The organism is Leeuwenhoekiella sp. CH_XMU1409-2, assembly GCF_037029365.1.
GTDB lineage: Bacteria > Bacteroidota > Bacteroidia > Flavobacteriales > Flavobacteriaceae > Leeuwenhoekiella > Leeuwenhoekiella blandensis.
In genome coordinates, this window is sequence record NZ_JAYMEI010000012.1 from 53,367 (window position 1) to 70,845 (window position 17,479).

The following is a 17,479-nucleotide window of genomic DNA, read 5'->3' on the forward strand; positions in this document are numbered from 1 at the left end:
GAATTGTTTCTTTTACTCCAATTATACAGATTATAATATAATACTTTAAAAAAATACATCACTTTAGTTTTCTAAGACACTTTTTATATATCCGTTTTCTATTCCTCTTGAAATATAGATTTTAGAGTGCACTCCAAACATAGTCCTATTATATACTTCTGTTGTAGAAATCATTCGTCCCAATTCCCATCCTAGAGTCCAAGCTAATCCATATGCATTGTCCGTAGTAGCTAACAATAAAGACGTTGTTGTTGAACTAGCTTCGTATCCAAATCCAACATAATCCCCGTAATATAAATTTTCTGCCGCTCCATAGTATGAAACGACATTTCCAGTAAAACTAGCATAACCAGCGATTTTAGAATTCAATTTTATTTGATCAGATAATTTCTTACTAGCCTCCAAAAATTCAGGAGATACATATTTGTTTCCCGTATTCCAAGAGTTTTTCCAATATTTTGTTTCTCCATTAAATTTGACTGCAAATCTACCTTCAGGTGCTGAATTATAAAATTTATATAATTCACTTTCATTAAACATGCCGTTCAAGCTTCCTAAAATACCAGCAGATAATGACAAATTTCCATTGACATCATTTCCGTGATTTAAGTTAATCTCTGAAAGAAGTTCTCCTGTTCCAATGAATTTCATATTTCTATCAAAAAATGCAGTTTGAGGTGTAGGTCCATTGTATTGTTCATAGCCTTCAGGACAAGGAATCGAGACTCCATTTGCATCTACACAAGCAAAGCCGCCATCAGGGTCAATCGCATTAGTTGGATTATTTCCCATCCCTAAATAAGGAGAGTGGAACTGCCCGGCGGGATCAGTCGTCAACCACCTTCCAATCCTGGCATCCCAAAGACGTAACTCAAAAGCCTCTTTCCCGGTCTCTGAGTCTTTTTCCTGTCCCTGGTATTTATAGCGGTACTGGGATTGGTTCCCGTCATTGTCCCTGCCCGGTAAAGGCATCCCAAAAGGGTAATAATCCGTTTTAACGACGGCAATAGCTTGTGATCCATTTCTTTGAGCTACAGCACGTACGTTACCCAAATGATCGGTAAGTTCGTATAAATAGTTGTTATCTGCAAAACTGGTTTGGTTTAGGCTGTTTCTTTTGGCCACGCCTATACGCGAAGTCCCATAAACCGGGTGTTCTAATGTATTACCCGTATATATAGCTAAAACACTACCTGCGGCATCCCGTACGTAAAAATTGGTATAGCTCAATGTACTGCCGTTCCAAACTTCTTTCTTTACCCGTTGGCCTTTATCATCGTAGGCAAAACGTACAGACTGGCTACCATCGGTCACCTCGGTTACACGACCTGCAGTGTTGTAAGTATAAGTAGTATTATCCTGGGCATTGTGGGTGAGCTGACCAATCGCATTGTACATATAATTACCCGCACTCTGGTCTTTGATATCGTTAGCTTCCGTATTTCCTGTTACTGCATCATTTACATAATCCAACTGGTTTTTGTTAGTCTTATAGTTGTAGCTTAGATTATCCATCTTCCCCGCTGCACTATTCCGCTTGAGCGTTAAAATGTTTCCATTGGCGTCGTAGGTAATATCTTCTACACGATAGGCATCACTACTCCCCGTACCTATGCTTGCACTAAAATTAGTTCCTGAAGCAGCTACAAAACCGGGTTTAAGTGTTATGCTATTCGTATCTACATAATCTCCTGAAGTTGGCGAATTTAAAATAAGGTTAGTAGTAGCGCCTCCTCCTTCTAAACCTACGTTAAATTCTGCACCTTCAAGCCAGTTGTTACGGTTGTAATCATAGTAGTAGTTGCTTTTGGGTAACCCGTGGGTCTTCCACTCAATCCCTTTTATGTTTCCATTATACTGGTCCGTTCCTAAAGCAGAGTTATCTATTGGCTTTGGGGTATTGGTCCGCAAATAATCATCACTATTATAATGAACTGTCATCCCAAAGAGGTCATTAGCATCTCCTCCAGGGTCTCTAGTTGCTGTAAGATCGGGGTGGTTGATGCTTTTTAAAGCACCTTCCAGAGTATAGACATAATCCATTCCCTGTAATCCATTACCTATTTCTTTGCGTTTTAAAGCTCCTGTCTCATAATATTCATAACTAGCTTGCAATTTCAAGTCTGCATCACTTGCTCCTGTTCTCACTTCTATTAACTGTCCCACCGTATTGTAAGTGTATTTATGAATAAAGCGTTCCCCGTGAGTATGTTTCTGATAATCTACCCGAAGTACTTCACTGGTCACAGGATCGTAACTGTAATCGATGCTCTTATTACCCAAACCAACTATGTTCTGAACCATCCAGATCACACGCCCATATACATCATAACTGTAATAGGTGGTGCTGTTATCGTTACTGGTTTTGGCCACATTACCTGCCAAAAATCCAGGACTGCTATAACTGCTGTGTACACCAGACAAAAAGCTAAGGTCAGTGGTAGTGAGCTTGTCATAAACAGTACTTTGTACTTCAGATTTTGTACCTGATGGCAAGCTTCCATCAGGATTGGCGCTTGTAAAGGCTGTACTCTTTACTACACCACTTTCTACCGGCCGCCCCTTGCTATCGTAATTGGTGTAGGAGAATTCGGCATCGGCTGGATTGTTGTCAGCGTTAGGATCTGCCTGCTTACTGTTTTGAGAATAGCGTATTTGGCCATCTTTGCGATATTTAAACCAGGCCTCGCCTTCATCCGGGCTACTGGTATATTCCAACTGACCTAATGAGTTATATTGAAATATACTTTCTAGTTTTCCTAAGGGCTGGTAAGCATGTGTCAATCTACCAGCTTTATCATATTCATTAAGACTATAGTCGTAATAATTCTCTTTATAGGTTACCGTAACCGTATTAGGCGTATACGTATCCAGATTCGTTACCGCTACTCGGTAAAAACCATTTGAAAGACCTTCTGAATTAAATGTTTCAAGTTCTTCGTTAATAAGATTATAGATAGAGACGTCCATGCCGGCAGGTTTATCAATTCTAAAACCGATTGCATTAAAACCTGCTGGAATATGTATATCTACATAGCCTTGTTCACCTATTTTGACTTGTGAACTTCTTACAGTACTTCCGCCACTTCGTGCAGCTGCAAGTGTTTTACCATCAGCATCTTCAAATACCACAGACTCATTTCCATGAACATCACGAACTATTGTTTTAAAAATAAGGTAGGAAGAATTGTATTTAGGATCATCAAATGCAACACTACTTGTAAGTTCCTGTCCTGCACGCATGGTAAATGAGTAGCCCTGTTTCCAGTCTCCGCCTTTTTTATTACCACCTATTGTTTTGAGAATCTCACCAGGAATAAGCTTGCTGTAAATCGTCTTGGCGTAAGGATAATCCGTAACATCCTGATACTTGGATCGCGTATTTTGATCACTATAATACCAACCCAGAGAATTTGATTGTTCTCCTATCTTAACCAAGGTATTTGAATCATTATCATAATCTGACGCAGACAATGTAGCTCCATCTTCACGCTTTATGAAGTCGGGGTTAAATAGAAAATCTCCACTTTTGACAGGTGCATTTATAGTAGCTAATTTTGGTCTACCCTGGGAGTCATAACGTACCTCCGAAGCCCAAATTGAATCTGTTTTTTTATCCCAAACTTGTGACTGCTCCACTTTCCCATATGAATTGTAATATGTTTTAGATTTAGCCTCTTCTTCCCCTAATGCGTCATAGGTTTTAGTTAAAAGCCAATTTCTATCCTCCTTCGCTTCAGTCGTCGGGCAACCTGAATTATCACCAGCAATATTGGGACAGTTATCGGAGTTATTAGCAACATAATTTGTGGGTTGACTACAGCTCTCCATACTTGTATCGGGGTCTCCATAGCCGTCACCATCAAAGTCTGAGTACCATACTGGTAAATCATCAACCGTGTAATTAATAGTCCGTGAAGAGCTCCAAGTTAAAGAAGAATTATCTCGAGCCCTCAAATAATAAACTGTACCATTGGTACGCGTAATAGATTTTACTGAAGATGAAGTACTAGTGCCACTGGAAAAACTTTGCCAAAACCAAGTAACCCCTGAAGGAGGATTTCCCCTTGTCAAAACTGTATTACCACAATTATTGGTAATGGATGGCGCACTTGGAACAGCCGGAGGGGTTCCTAATCCATCATCAACGCTTCCATTACAGTCATTATCCTTTCCATCTGCTAACTCCTGAGCCCCTGGATAAACTGACGAATCGTTATCATCGCAATCACCGGTTCGCGCAACAAAATTGGGTGGAGGTGTACTACAACCTTCTATGTACAAAGCACTACCCCAGCCATCACCATCATTATCTCTATAATAATTAACCCTTTCACTTTCTGGACAGTCATCGTCAATAATTGTGGCTTGAGCTTGAGTAACAAAATGAATCCCAAACAACATAAAAATTATAAAAAAGTTCTTCATTATTTTTATTTTCAAAAAGTTTATAAATACCTATTTATTGTTTAGAGATAATATCCAGGTTGATAATTACTAGGAATCTGAGTAGAAGAACAATTGTCTAAAACCTTAACTGGTTCATCATACTGATAGGTATGCCCTTTAAAATTTCTACGATAACTGGATTTTAGAATAAAACCTCCTATAATAGAATCATCGTCTTTGGGGTCTACCATGACTTTAGAACCATCTTGATGCATATTTTGAATCTCATTATAAATTGCCTTTAGATTTCCGGCATCATCATAGACATATGCTGTTGAGAGATTATTGCTACCGTTTATATGAGTTAAATACCCTAAATGATCATAGACGTAAGTCGTCATACTAGATTCAGCAGGATGCAATCTAAAATCATCAAAATTTATAGCACCCGAACCATTTTGCTTAATCTGAACAGAGACATTTTGGTTGACTCCTACTTCTATGTAATAATTCAGTAACCTCCAGCAAGCTGCATCTACTTGTTCTGATGGCTGGATTGTGTTTCCATTAAAAATTACCTGAGGCAACAAAGACGGATTTGATGTTAGTCCAATACTTGGTTTATGCCAGAATGAAATTTTATATGTACCCGGTTGCAAAGCCTTACTTAGATCTGTCTGACTGGTACCGCTAGAAGTACTGAGACTATATACCGTTTCTCCATTCGACTGCGTCTTATAGGAGTATAATCCGGTATGTGCTTTGTTGTCTCTTAAGGGCGTAATCTGATTCTTTAGTAGGTATGAAGCACTTGAATTGTTTATATATTCTGAACCATCTGCATATGATGCTGAGGCTCTTGAATTAACAACGGCTCCTACTTTAGAGTCATTATCAACCATAATTGTAGAAGCAAAATTTCCATTAATGTCTCTAACTTCTAATGGTGAAGACCAATGATTGTATCTGGTAGTTTCAGATACTTTTTGCCATTTTGAGGATGAAGGTGCGTTAGCACTCCAGTTAAAATTATCCTGACTTGCTGACAATGTGCTAACATAATTGCCGTGTTCAGAGTCGATCGCATCTTTCCAAATGTACTGTGCTTGTTTACGCCAAACACCAGGGCCAGCATTAGAATCAAAAGCGGTATAATCTAGATTTGAATAATTCCAGTTATTCTTCCAGGTAGTTAATGATGCATTAAGAGTTTTGTCAGTTCCATTAATGTTTGCAGTAGTAATCGAAAATGCTTCTTGACTTAACATATTTGCATTCCCTGAACTCAAAACTTTAGACCCCATAGCTGCATATTTTTCATATGCCGGGACTTTCTCTGTTGTAAGTTGAGTACCATCAGCAAGTTTAGTAATCGTTTTTCTAAAGCTACCTAGCCAAGGATCAACATCACTAAACTCCTGACTAGTCTCAACTCCACCAGAATACACTTTAATTTTCCGAAGCATATTGTTGTACAGTGTTTTTGAAGAAATACTTAACAACCTTTTAGTATTAGTTATACTTGTACCTTCGGAATTGGTCTCAAATACCGTCTTCATCGAATTAAACGTCTCTTTAGTAATACCTTTATTGAATTCTGCAAGGTTATTACCATTTACCAATTTACCTCCTGTAAGGATTTCTCCATTGACGTACTCATTCTCGGTACGCATCATCAGCTGTCCAAAAGAGTTAAAGTTTTCAATAGATTTAATCTGACCTAACAATGCCGTATTCACATGAATATCAATCTTTTTAGCATGGATCTTGTGTGAAGCAGTACCATTAAAACCTTGAAAATTGTCATTCACTTCAGCCCAAAATATGCGATCCTCGGTATCGGCATTTACATCTAGAACTTCCATTTCAATTTCAGGATTAAAAATGTCAAAAACAGGTTTTAAAACGTGGTGCCGGTATCTGGTCTCACTAGTGTAGTCATTTTCATTAGCTCCAGAGGTCCTCATAGTCACATATTCATACATAACCCCAGGACCAGGAAGTTCTGATTGGTAGGGGACAAACTTCACCCCATCAACGGGTGCATAGGAAGTTATACCACTACTCTTACCAGTGAATGGATTCGTATAATCATAAGTGGTTTTATAGGTAGTCGCCCCATCTGTCGTTCTTAATTGCTTAACACGAAGCCCTCCCCCTGTTTCATCTTCGGGTACCTTATTAGCTATAAGTTTATAATTTAAATTCATAGTCCATGAATAATTTGATTCAGAAATTGGACAATCAAAATTTTTATAAACCCCCTTGTTTTTAACTTCATCATTTTCACTCCAATCTAATCGAAACCAACCAGGAACCTGCCACCAACCAATGTTATCTGAAGAATCTATGAACTCTTGCCCTACGTTTGCTTCAAATTGGAGAATCACACCAGTAGTGCCAACTGAAATGACCTCTACTTCTTTGTCTATATCAATTTTCACATTTCTACTTGCTTTCCTATTTAAACAACCAGATAAGTTTAAAAATGCATTTCGTGAGGTATCAAAATATTGACTAAAATCAATATTATCATTTAGACCTGCTTTCTTTCTTATATTAACCTGAACTAAATGTTTAGTATTGTTACCACTTATATCTTGAACATCAAACCTAAATTCCAATTCATTTTGTAAAGTCTGCCAATACCTCCTACTAAAGGCTTCAATCCAATAATCATCTTCCTCATAATCAATATCTATACGCGCTCCGGTAGGCATAGAGACTGACTTTAAACTCCAGGCTTTAGTCTTATTGCCCGAACCATCAGTACCATTATAATCTCCCTGCATATAGCCCCAGTTGTCTCTAAAATCTCTTTTTTGCTCAACATAAAATTTTATTTGATCTGGAGTTGGAGTTGTGGTTCCAAAACTTTGAGGGGGAGCAATATTACTCATCTCTTTAAAGAAATAATCAAATCGTATAGGAGGCATAAAGTCTCGTAAATTCCGATCTTTATAATGAACCGCATTTAAGCTCAGTTTTCCCTTATCATTATTTCCCAGCTCCGGATTGGAATGGTTTGGAGCAGCTGCAGAGCTTGCAGATCCTTTCGCCAATGAGTAATCCTGCTCTAGATCAATAACCTTTAAAGCATTTTCTTTAATAAATGATGTGCTGACATCATTTATGTCCAATACATTACCTTCCATTTGTTTCCCATAGCTGTAATTGCTACTATCGTAAACATCCTCAAAATAAGGTGATTCCCAATTTGGAAAGTGTGACGAATCCCTTTGATACGGGGTTGAAGTACTGTTTTGATATTGTACTCCTAAATTACCACTCGAGTTTTTTGATAAGTTTTTTCCCGCATCACCATTAACCAAAACAATTCTTTTAAGTCTGAGTGAATATTCACGAGCATAACTGACTCCATTCTCTTGAACAATAAGATTGGGGTCTGTAAAATTTAGGGAGTTATCATTTGTACCGTTTCCTGTATTACCTAATTTTTTGGGGTCTCCATCATACCCTCCATTTGAATTAGAGAATTTAAATTTCAGGTCTTTTCCAATGGCATCATAACGAATATCTTTTACAAAGAGTGCTGTTTGATTACGGGTATTTATTTTATCCAGATAATACAATTGCTTACGCCCAAAACTATAACCGCCTTTATCCTTGTCTTCTATTTTATCAATCTCGTTAGTATTGTAGTTATAACTACGGTCTGGATAGGGATCCCTCCACACAAAACCATCAGACCATTTACCATACTCAAGTTCAACCCAATACCCGTAATCTTCTTTATTAAAGGTACCAAGCTCGTTATTAATAGGGTCTGGTCTATCTACATAATCCGGCCCCGTTATAGCGGTTAACAACCAGTGCGTTGCATATCGAGAAAACTCACGGCGCTCATTAACATTGCCTGCATTAAAACTACCATCTTCCTGTTCATTAATAAGATTACGATGAACCTGTTCATAATGATAAACCGGTAACGCATAATGGTAAGTCTTTCCATCAGGAGCTGTGATTTTGTAACCTCCAATACCAGTAGGATCAAATAAGGCTGAATTATCCCGATCATTATTACTTACTGTTGCAGGAGAAATCAAGCCGCGATTTCCTGCAGCTCCAGAATAAATCTGCTCATTTGTAAATACCTCAACATAATTCGGACTCTTTGCTCTCTGGTTGTTGATTGTTGAAAAGCCAGAATGTAAACCTTTATCAATAAAATCAGACAAATCATTTCCGCTAGTCGCATTAATCAAACCATCAATTGTATTTTGCTCACTCTGTGTAAATTGACCATCAAAATAAAAAACAGAGGGCCGACTACCTTGATCATAGTTATAGTAACCCAATGTTTTATTTGGTAAGGTATTTGATGGTGAATGTCTTGTTCCCCAACTATCAGTAAATTCATCAAAAATTTGTGAACCTGCGTGCCAATACACGTGGATATCCTCGTTATCAGCATTAGTTGTTCTTAATCCTTTCCCAGCTATAGTGGCATTTTCAAATGTGTGAGGAGTCATATTTCCCATTAAACCTTGAGCGGATACATTATAGTTGTCATAACCTAAATAATTAAAGTTTAATTTCTCAATTTGCTTTGAGTAATCCCCCACAAATTCTTCTTCCGTTTGGGGAACTGGTGTACTATAAGTATCGAGACTTGTTGCCCTATTTACATAATCGTTAAAACCTGTCCCTGAATTAACATCATAAATTTTCGGACCAGTACCTGTAACTTTTCCACTAGTCAGGGCGCTAAAGTCGTAAGAGTAAAGTGCACCCCAATCATGATGCTTATAACCTTTCTGGATATTAACTTTTACTTTACTTTGATTATATCCCAGTGTAATTGGTAGTCCGACGACATGCAACGGAAGAGCTATTGCAAATGACTGTTGGCTGACACTTGCATCTCCTACAGATAGTTCCCTACTTTGAACAGAACCACCCGATCTTGCTGATGCATCCGCACTATTAGAATAGTTTGACCCCGCACCTACACCGAAAGATCCAGAGCCATCAAAGGATATATTTAAGCTATTACTTACATCACTAAAATCATTAGATCCAGAATCCTGACCCTTTGCTCCTACACCTAATCCAAAAGACACTTCCTGTGAAGTCAAAGAGTATGACACACCTCCACCAATTCCAGCATTATCACCTAACCCTATTCCATAGCTTAAACCAACACTCACATCTCCCCTAGTATCAGCAGATATAGAGCCTCCTACTCCCTCAAGTCCTAAAGTAGCGAGACCTGCTGAGGCATTTACTGAACCTGAAAGTCCTTTTCCTCCTCCCCAATTTGCTCCAACACCTACACTTATAGCTCCAGGAAATCCTACAGCAACTGAAACTCCATGATACGTATCTTGATGGTAATAGGAATTAAAATCAATACTTACCCCGTTTTTTAGATCATCAGGAGTATTGGTTACAGATCTGTTTATAGCACCAGGGGTTAAATACCATCCTAAACCTACCCAGGAAGCATCTAAATCTGAGGTGATCCCTGCGTGATAGGATAAGTTTACAGGATAGCCTTCTACATCTAGCAGTGGCAACACATACGATAGATCTCCCGTAGAAAGACTTACCATATCCGTAGCATCTACTGGTTCAAAGCCTGCTGCTTCAGGTGAATTTGGCCCGTTATTATTTGCATAAAGCATATTATACGGAAGCAATGCACTGAGCATGATTACATTTAAAAATATCGCAAGGATTTTATGCGAGCGTTTTACTTTTCTCATATCTCTTTGGGTCGTTTTCATTTTCATTTTTAGTAAGCTTTAACAAATTCCAAAACAACTAAAACCAAGGTTGGTTTTCTAATTTTTTATCTCGGTATTTATCAATTAAGACTACTACATAAGCCTTTATTAATCACAGTTTTCATTGTAATACGTCACTATCGCCCGCAGGTCTTTTTTGCGGTAGTCCTTTGCTTCTATTTTCTGTATCAGCTGCGGGCAATCTTTAAAATAATCACTCGCTGCTTTGATGAAATTCTTAGTAAAAAGTTGATTGGAGCCCAAATGGGTCATCCCTGTTTCTGTTTCTCGCTTCAGGTAGAAGTTGTCTATATTGTAAGCATAACCACCAAAGCCCATTCCCATTCCTCCGGCTGCCCCAAAACCCATAGGCGCTCCCGGGTTATAACCCTGCCGGTTAGTAGTATACAAACTCACTCTACCTGTGACAATCTCTTGGACTACCAGTTCATCTTCCTTATCTACCACCGGTAGTTTGATATACCGCTTTATTCCCTCATTGGTGTTGTACTCCGCCTGAGCAATCTCATCAAAGGTGTATGTGACGCCCTTGTCCTGACGCTCGGTTCTAAACTTTACTTTTTTGTACGGGTTTTGGGTAGCAAAACCTTTGGCCACTTCCCCATTTTCCATATATAGAGAGACCGGGGCCAGTGGTGCTGCACAACTCATCAAAACAGCTACTGACAACAGGGTGATAACAAATTTCATCTTCTTATAATTTAATCTTATTTCTGGCTGACTTTATAGCTATAAAGCCGTAAAATCTAAAATTCTATCCCGGGCTGATCTATAAAGACAGTTTTAGGAAACTTAAAGGATACCTCTCCGGTTCCAAAACCGAGGTCCTGAAGCGTTATAATAAAATCATCACCTTCAGCGCGTTCTACCTCTTCTTTGGGGTAGACCAACATCATTGTTGTTGAGCGGCTCATCCCGTACATTCTGGGATAAACATAATCTGCAAGGGCTACCGTATCCCTAGCAGCAGTAATCAGATTGAGTTTATTTTCCATCCCAAATGCAAGGGTGTTGACCATTGCTCCAAACCGGTTACGGTCTGCTGCCAAACCGTTTAAAAGCTCCTGATTGTTCTTAGACATAGATAAGTTAAAATACAAATACGAGCCATACTTAGAACGTAAGCTATCAACCTCCTCTGGAGTATATCCAGTACCCAACTCCTGAAAAACCAACAGATCTGTAGGGCGGTAAAGCATACTGAAATCTACGCCATTAACTACCTTAGACACCAAATACTCCGAATCATCTGCGGTGATATACTCGGTAAGCTCATCACTGGTATTAAACGTAGGTGTGGAACACGAGACTAACCAAAGACTTAGGAAAACTATACTTAAAAGTTTTAAGCAGCTTCGTATCATTTACCTGTGAATTGTGCGTTAAGTTCTTCGAGCACTTCATCGGTCAGGTCTGAGCCTTCCTGTGCATACATAATGGTTCCGCCTCCGGTGGCACCAAAGATGATGCGATAGCCTTTTTGCTCACCATATTCTTTTACAAAATCATTGATATCATTTACTACTGTCTGGGTAATTTTTTGATCTTCTTGCTGAATTTGTTTTTGTACTGCCTGCTGGTAGCTGTTGATCTGTTGCTGCTTGTTGGAAAGTAACTCCTGTTTGAGCTCCAGTTCTTTCTTTGACATCGAACTGCGCTCTTTCTCATAGTTCTTTAACTCATTCTGCCAGTCGGTTAGCAAGCTATCAGCATTAGCCTTTAACGTATTGGCCTTGGTCTCAAACTCTTTTTTCACTATAGCGGTACGTTTATAACCATCTAATAGACGATTAATATCAACATAAACCAACTCACTACTATTTTTCAAATAAAAAAATGTGAAAATGCCAAAAGCTAAAGCTACTATACTAATTAACAAAGGGGTAATCTTACTCATACTAACAATTAAAATTTATTTTTATTTATAACGGTTATGCATATACTCTAATTACTCTCTAGCTTATGTAATCGATTAAGAAGAGTTTCTAAAATTTCTTGTTGTTTCTCCAATTTCTCTTTCAATTGAATAAAAGAAGCATTCTTTTATTCAATTTTTTTCTCCTGCTCCAAGGTATAAAGCGTAAGCTCTTCTATCTTTTTTAAAAGAAGCATATTAAAACTACTTAGATTAATACCTTCTTTTTCAAATTCCTGTGCTGTAGGAACATCCGGCAAATGCTTAAATGCTTTTATATACTCTTCAATTTCTTTCAAACTTTTTAAATCATATTCTCTTTCAAAAACATAGTCTGGCGCAATTGTTCCATTTAAATCAACTTTTACTTCTTGGGCATGTACATCTCCCTTAACAGTTAATTCTGCGTCTGGATTAGATGTTAGTATACCTACTCTTCCATCTGCCAGCACCGTAAACTTCACTCCTTGAGCAGCTTGGGAAGTCCCAAAAGATAATTGTAAAATTCTTGATGAGGGTTGAGCATTTACTTGATTTACGTATAATGCTGCACCGGCAGAATTATCTCTAATAAGGTGATGGTATGTTGTGTTATTATTTGGAGATCTAAAAATCCCAGTATATGTTGTTTGACTATATAAACTTTTGTTTAAACCTATTAGAGCAATTAAAAAGAAAAGTTTTTTCATTTTAAAATATTTCCTTCAAAAGACGTAATAACTATTTAAATTAAATAAAGTAATTTGTCTGAATTCATAAAATTAGACCTAAAGGACATTTCTTAAATGAATAAATTACTATCCAACAAACTCTTACCTAATCATAAAATAATGTAATTGTTGGACTATTCTCTTTCAAGATTAGCTACGCGTTCTTTTAATTTTAGATTTTCCTTGTGTTCTTCGATAAGGTATAGGGTTAGCTCTTCAATTTTTTCAAGAAGCTTGAGGTTCATTTCTTTCAAGTTTAGACCATCTTGATTCATTTCTTCTGCTGAAGGTATATTAGGCAAATGTCCTTTTTGCTGAATATACTCTTCTACTTCCTTTAAATTTCGAAGAGAATAGGAATTTTCAAAAACATAATCTGGTGCTACAGCCCCATTAAGGTCAACTTTTACTTCCTGAGTATGGATTTTCCCCTTTACAGTTAAAGCCTCATCTGGAGAATTTGTACCTATACCTATTCTTCCATTAGACTGAACGACAAAATGAGGAATCCAAGTATTAGAATTAGCTAGACCAACTACAAACTTGTCAGACATTGCAGTTTGATTGTCACCTATATTCACTCGGAGTTCAGAAATATCGCTAGAAACGTTGTATCTAGAAATCCAAAAATGATCTGTATTTAAATGTGCTCCCTGAAAGAATAATTTGTTTCCATACGTTTGAGTTTTTGTTGTCTCATCATTATTTGTAATCCCTAAGTTTATATGACCATTTACTTCTAGCGCATTCCCGGGAGATGTGGTACCTATTCCTACTCTTCCATTACCAGCAATGTGCATTCTTACTTGAGGATCACCACCTTCATAAGGCATAGTCAAAAATTGAAGATAAGTATCGTGTGAACTTCCTCGGTATGATCTAAGTATAGACTCTCCTGCAGCCGCAAATTTAAAAGCTATATCTCTAGAACTACCACTACCTAAAGGTTGATTTGGACCAATAATGGTCAATTCAGGAATAGCATCATTATTAGAGGATCCTATTCTCAAATTCCCTGTAGTATAATTATCACCGCTGTTTGTCCACTGTGCGTATGACAATAATGGTAAAAGACTAATTCCGAATAATAATTTCTTAATCATATAGTTTGCTTTCTATTGTTTCAATTCTATTTAAAAGATTCCTATTCAATTCGTGTTCTTGTATCAAGTATAATGAGAGTTCTTCAATTTTTTTGAGCAGTAACGCATTCATTTCTCCAACATCTATACCCGCTGCTAAAACATCCTGTTCACTAGGAATTTCAGGTAAATGTTGGTGAGAATTGATAAATTCTTTTAAGTCATCTAAGGAAATTAAATCGTACTTATCCTTAAAAACGTAATCAGGCCAACTATTAAGATTCACGTTCACCTCCCTTGCTCCTATAGATCCCTCAACAGCTAAACGATGATTTCCTGTTGTTTTAGTACCAATACCTACTTTGCCACTACTATTAATTGTCATAGCATCAACAGCAGAACCTGATTTGAGTGTTCTAAAAACGGCTATCTCACCATTATTAACTGAACCGAAATAAAGTGTGGCAGATCCATAAATCTCATTTGGATCGATTAATAAGGTGTTAGTTCCATCATTAATATTTAAAAAACTTTTATTAGGTTGCCATTGACCAGCTAGAGTAGCATTTTTTCGTATTTCAACTCTCCCAACTGGATTAATGGTCCCAAATCCAAAATTACCGGAGTCATCAATAATACAAGATCAATAGCCAAAGTCCTAAACAGAATACTCCCGTCTTTTGCTGCCAAGTAAAGTTGATTTCCAGACTGAGTAATTTGATTATTATCAATCCCAATTCCTAAATCTGAAGTACCTACTAAAGCCCAAGAATTATTCAAATTTTAAGTGGGTCCAATAGTAGTTGTACCTACCACATTTAAAGCTTTACCTTCAGGAGTTAAAGTACCTATACCAACAATACCATTGCTTGGCAAACTATTATTTTGACTAAACAATACTTGAACAGATAAATCAAAAGATATTGCTATACAGATTAGATCCTTCATCGACCCATTAGACTTTTAATATTTTTCAATTCAAGTTGAAGTTTGTTGATCTCCTTTGATTGCAACAAAAGCATTTCAGATTGTGATTGGCTTTCTTTATGCTGTTGAATTATATAAAGCGTAAGTTCTTCAACTTTCTTTAAAAGCAGCATGTTCATTTCTCCAACGGAAATACCATCTCTCTCAAATTCACTAGCAGAAGGAACTTCAGGTAGATGTTTATTGGTTTCAATATAAGTTTGAATCTCTTCCAAGGTTCTTAAGTCATAGGTCTTTTCAAAAACATAATCGGGACCTGGGACGGATAAGTCTACGCGTACCTCTTCTGCATGTACGTTACCTTTCACTGTTAACTTTTCATCAGGAATGGTAGTACCTATTCCAATATAACCCGTATTTTTAATCATCAAGTGTGAGCCAGATCCATGCTGCCCCCCCACAAAGAAATTTATACTTCCTAGAGTATTTGAATTACTGATATACAAGGCTCCTCTATTACCTAAAATACCATATCCGCTTACCCTCAATTGGTCATTTGATGCATTAGGATTACCAGAATCTACACCGTTAATGATTAAGGTGTTGTTAATTGTTGCCTTACCGTTAACATCTAATCTTTCAGAAGGACTTGTGGTTCCTATACCGACTTTACCTCCAGAGTCATTTAAAATTATATTTCCGATACCACCTCCACTTCTAAAATAAATGCTACCGTTAGAAGTCAAATTATCGAAGACAAAATGATTATTTGATAAGCTCGACGTTCTCATCAAAAATTTTGAGTCAAACTGGATACCTTCATTACTTCCCAGATTTGCCAAATGAAGCCGCGAGGAAGGGTTTGTCGTACCTATACCTACACTCCCTGATGTCGGAAACGTGTTTTGTGCATAAACGCTTATTGATACACAAAAAATCAAAAAAATAATTGAGATTTTATTCTTCATTGTTCTCTAACCTGTTAATCCTCTCTATTAATTCTACTGTTTTCTGATTCTGTTCAAGTATATAAAGCGTCAGCTCTTCAACCTTCTTTAAAAGCAGCATGTTCATTTCTCCAACAGAAATACCATCTCTCTCAAATTCGATAGCAGAAGGTACTTCTGGTAAATGTTTATTATTTTTAATAAAAGCTTGGGTTTCTTCCAAGGTTCTTAAGTTGTAGGATCTTTCAAAAACGTAATCTGGAGCCGGCACAGACAAATCAACTCGCACTTCTTTCGAATGAATATTTCCGTTAACAGTGAGTTTTTCATCTGGACTAGTGGTACCAATTCCCACATTACCAGATCGATTGATTCTCATTATTTCTTTATCGGTTTCAACCAAGAATCTAATGGAACCATACCGAGACCTTAACCCTATATAATCTTTAGAAGTATCTGTAAAGGAAGCTCCTAATAGTGCGTTTCTCCAAGAATTATCGCTTGGCCTAAACACAATTTGATATTCCTTATTCGAAATATTCCCTAAGGTAATATTACCATTAACAGTAAGTTTATCGGCCAAATTATCGGTACCAATCCCTACATATCCACCATTTTTATTAATATAAGTATTTCCTTGATTGTAATAATTAATATATGTATAAAAGCCAGTTTTAGCATCTAAGTGTAAATTACCATTGGTTGCAACAACAGAGGCGACATTAGGATCATTCCCATTACCACCAACTCGCAGATAAGCTCCCCATGAGGAGTTGGGACCATATAGGTGAAAGTTATCGCTAGAAATCGGAATTGATTGTGCACATATAGAAGTAAAGCTTAATAATGCAAGTAATAAATAGTATAATTTCATCTATTTTGATTTTAAAAGTTCTTGGACTTGCTGTTTAAGTTTATTTATATTTTTTTCCTGATCACTATTCTTTTTATGCTCATCAATTAAATATAAAGTCAGCTCCTCAACTTTTTTTAAAAGCATCAAGTTCATTACTCCAACAGAAATACCATCTCTTTCAAATTCACTTGCAGAAGGTATTTCTGGCAAATGCCCGTTCTTATTAACGTAATCCCTAACATCTTCAAGTGATTTCAACTCGTAGTCTTTTTCAAAAACATAATCCGGAGCTGGGACCGACAAATCAACCTTGATTTCTTCAGCGTGAATATTTCCTTTTACCGTAAGCTTTTCATCAGGGTTAGTAGTTCCTAATCCAACATTTCCTAATCCATTATTACTTATAAAAAATGATCCATAAACAGGTTTATCAATAAGCAGTTCTCCTGTATTATTGTTTTCTGCTGGGTTTCCCATTGTTAAGTTTGCGAATCCTTCTACCTTTCTAAACAAGACTCGAGCGCCTTTATGAGTTGCGGGAATATTTGCTGTTAAATGAACTACTGAAGTACTGATTTTCCTCAATCTTAACGTTATATTAGGCAAAGGATGATCTTGTATTAAACCTTGTTCGCTTTGACTAAAATTAACGTAAGCTTTGAAGAGGGATCTTTTAGGGAATGTGAAGCCCCAATTCCCAGTATTATCTATGACTTCTCCTACAATACTAATTGCGTCATAGGTCCCTATTTGACCGGCATCGAAAATTGCAACAACACGCTCGCCAGGAGTTGTTCCTGTATTATCTACATTCCACTCTAACTCTTGGGAATATGAGTTGCAAATAATTAAGAATAAAACACACTGTAATAACCTCATCAT

General features: G+C 37.2%; 13 protein-coding genes. All 13 read right to left on the bottom strand.

Features of this window, described 5'->3' with window-relative positions:
- Positions 1-63: 63 nt before the first annotated feature.
- Complete coding sequence (locus WA338_RS13140; protein WP_336093667.1) at positions 64-4,428, bottom strand: RHS repeat-associated core domain-containing protein; 4,365 nt, start codon at positions 4,426-4,428, stop codon at positions 64-66.
- 41 nt (positions 4,429-4,469) lie between these two features.
- Positions 4,470-10,139, bottom strand: a complete 5,670-nt coding sequence (locus tag WA338_RS13145; RefSeq protein ID WP_336093669.1) for a hypothetical protein — start codon at positions 10,137-10,139, stop codon at positions 4,470-4,472.
- 108 nt (positions 10,140-10,247) lie between these two features.
- The gene (locus WA338_RS13150) at positions 10,248-10,850 is read right to left on the bottom strand and encodes a hypothetical protein (protein WP_336093670.1); all 603 of its coding nucleotides are present in this window, start codon (positions 10,848-10,850) and stop codon (positions 10,248-10,250) included.
- A gap of 56 nt (positions 10,851-10,906) precedes the next feature.
- The gene (locus WA338_RS13155) at positions 10,907-11,524 is read right to left on the bottom strand and encodes a hypothetical protein (RefSeq protein ID WP_336093672.1); all 618 of its coding nucleotides are present in this window, start codon (positions 11,522-11,524) and stop codon (positions 10,907-10,909) included.
- A complete protein-coding gene (locus WA338_RS13160; RefSeq protein WP_336093674.1) occupies positions 11,521-11,988 on the bottom strand; it encodes an OmpH family outer membrane protein in 468 nt (155 codons plus the stop codon). The genes WA338_RS13155 and WA338_RS13160 overlap by 4 nt, the downstream gene beginning before the upstream one ends.
- Before the next feature lie 215 nt (positions 11,989-12,203).
- Positions 12,204-12,764 (bottom strand): hypothetical protein, encoded by a 561-nt coding sequence (locus WA338_RS13165; RefSeq protein ID WP_336093676.1) that lies wholly within the window; start codon positions 12,762-12,764, stop codon positions 12,204-12,206.
- 155 nt (positions 12,765-12,919) lie between these two features.
- On the bottom strand, positions 12,920-13,888 hold the full coding sequence (locus WA338_RS13170; protein WP_336093678.1) for a hypothetical protein: 969 nt from the start codon (positions 13,886-13,888) through the stop codon (positions 12,920-12,922).
- Positions 13,881-14,252: a hypothetical protein gene (locus WA338_RS13175; RefSeq protein WP_336093680.1), complete on the bottom strand. Its 372-nt coding sequence runs from the start codon at positions 14,250-14,252 to the stop codon at positions 13,881-13,883. The genes WA338_RS13170 and WA338_RS13175 overlap by 8 nt, the downstream gene beginning before the upstream one ends.
- 170 nt (positions 14,253-14,422) lie before the next feature.
- Positions 14,423-14,647 carry a hypothetical protein gene (locus WA338_RS13180; protein ID WP_336093682.1) on the bottom strand — a complete coding sequence of 75 codons (225 nt, stop codon included), beginning with the start codon at positions 14,645-14,647 and terminating at the stop codon, positions 14,423-14,425.
- 3 nt (positions 14,648-14,650) lie between these two features.
- Positions 14,651-14,815 carry a hypothetical protein gene (locus tag WA338_RS13185; RefSeq protein WP_336093684.1) on the bottom strand — a complete coding sequence of 55 codons (165 nt, stop codon included), beginning with the start codon at positions 14,813-14,815 and terminating at the stop codon, positions 14,651-14,653.
- The gene (locus WA338_RS13190) at positions 14,812-15,762 is read right to left on the bottom strand and encodes a hypothetical protein (protein ID WP_336093686.1); all 951 of its coding nucleotides are present in this window, start codon (positions 15,760-15,762) and stop codon (positions 14,812-14,814) included. Before WA338_RS13190 ends, WA338_RS13185 begins: the two co-directional genes overlap by 4 nt.
- Positions 15,752-16,615: a hypothetical protein gene (locus WA338_RS13195; protein WP_336093688.1), complete on the bottom strand. Its 864-nt coding sequence runs from the start codon at positions 16,613-16,615 to the stop codon at positions 15,752-15,754. The genes WA338_RS13190 and WA338_RS13195 overlap by 11 nt, the downstream gene beginning before the upstream one ends.
- Positions 16,616-17,479: a hypothetical protein gene (locus WA338_RS13200; RefSeq protein ID WP_336093690.1), complete on the bottom strand. Its 864-nt coding sequence runs from the start codon at positions 17,477-17,479 to the stop codon at positions 16,616-16,618. It lies immediately after the preceding gene.

Coding starts and splice junctions, on each gene's coding strand:
- WA338_RS13200 (WP_336093690.1), bottom strand. CDS start 17,479: ATGATGAGGTTATTACAGTGTGTTTTATTCTTAATTATTTGCAACTCA.
- WA338_RS13140 (WP_336093667.1), bottom strand. CDS start 4,428: ATGAAGAACTTTTTTATAATTTTTATGTTGTTTGGGATTCATTTTGTT.
- WA338_RS13175 (WP_336093680.1), bottom strand. CDS start 14,252: ATGACAATTAATAGTAGTGGCAAAGTAGGTATTGGTACTAAAACAACA.
- WA338_RS13145 (WP_336093669.1), bottom strand. CDS start 10,139: ATGAAAACGACCCAAAGAGATATGAGAAAAGTAAAACGCTCGCATAAA.
- WA338_RS13155 (WP_336093672.1), bottom strand. CDS start 11,524: ATGATACGAAGCTGCTTAAAACTTTTAAGTATAGTTTTCCTAAGTCTT.
- WA338_RS13190 (WP_336093686.1), bottom strand. CDS start 15,762: ATGAAGAATAAAATCTCAATTATTTTTTTGATTTTTTGTGTATCAATA.
- WA338_RS13195 (WP_336093688.1), bottom strand. CDS start 16,615: ATGAAATTATACTATTTATTACTTGCATTATTAAGCTTTACTTCTATA.
- WA338_RS13150 (WP_336093670.1), bottom strand. CDS start 10,850: ATGAAATTTGTTATCACCCTGTTGTCAGTAGCTGTTTTGATGAGTTGT.
- WA338_RS13185 (WP_336093684.1), bottom strand. CDS start 14,815: ATGAAGGATCTAATCTGTATAGCAATATCTTTTGATTTATCTGTTCAA.
- WA338_RS13165 (WP_336093676.1), bottom strand. CDS start 12,764: ATGAAAAAACTTTTCTTTTTAATTGCTCTAATAGGTTTAAACAAAAGT.
- WA338_RS13170 (WP_336093678.1), bottom strand. CDS start 13,888: ATGATTAAGAAATTATTATTCGGAATTAGTCTTTTACCATTATTGTCA.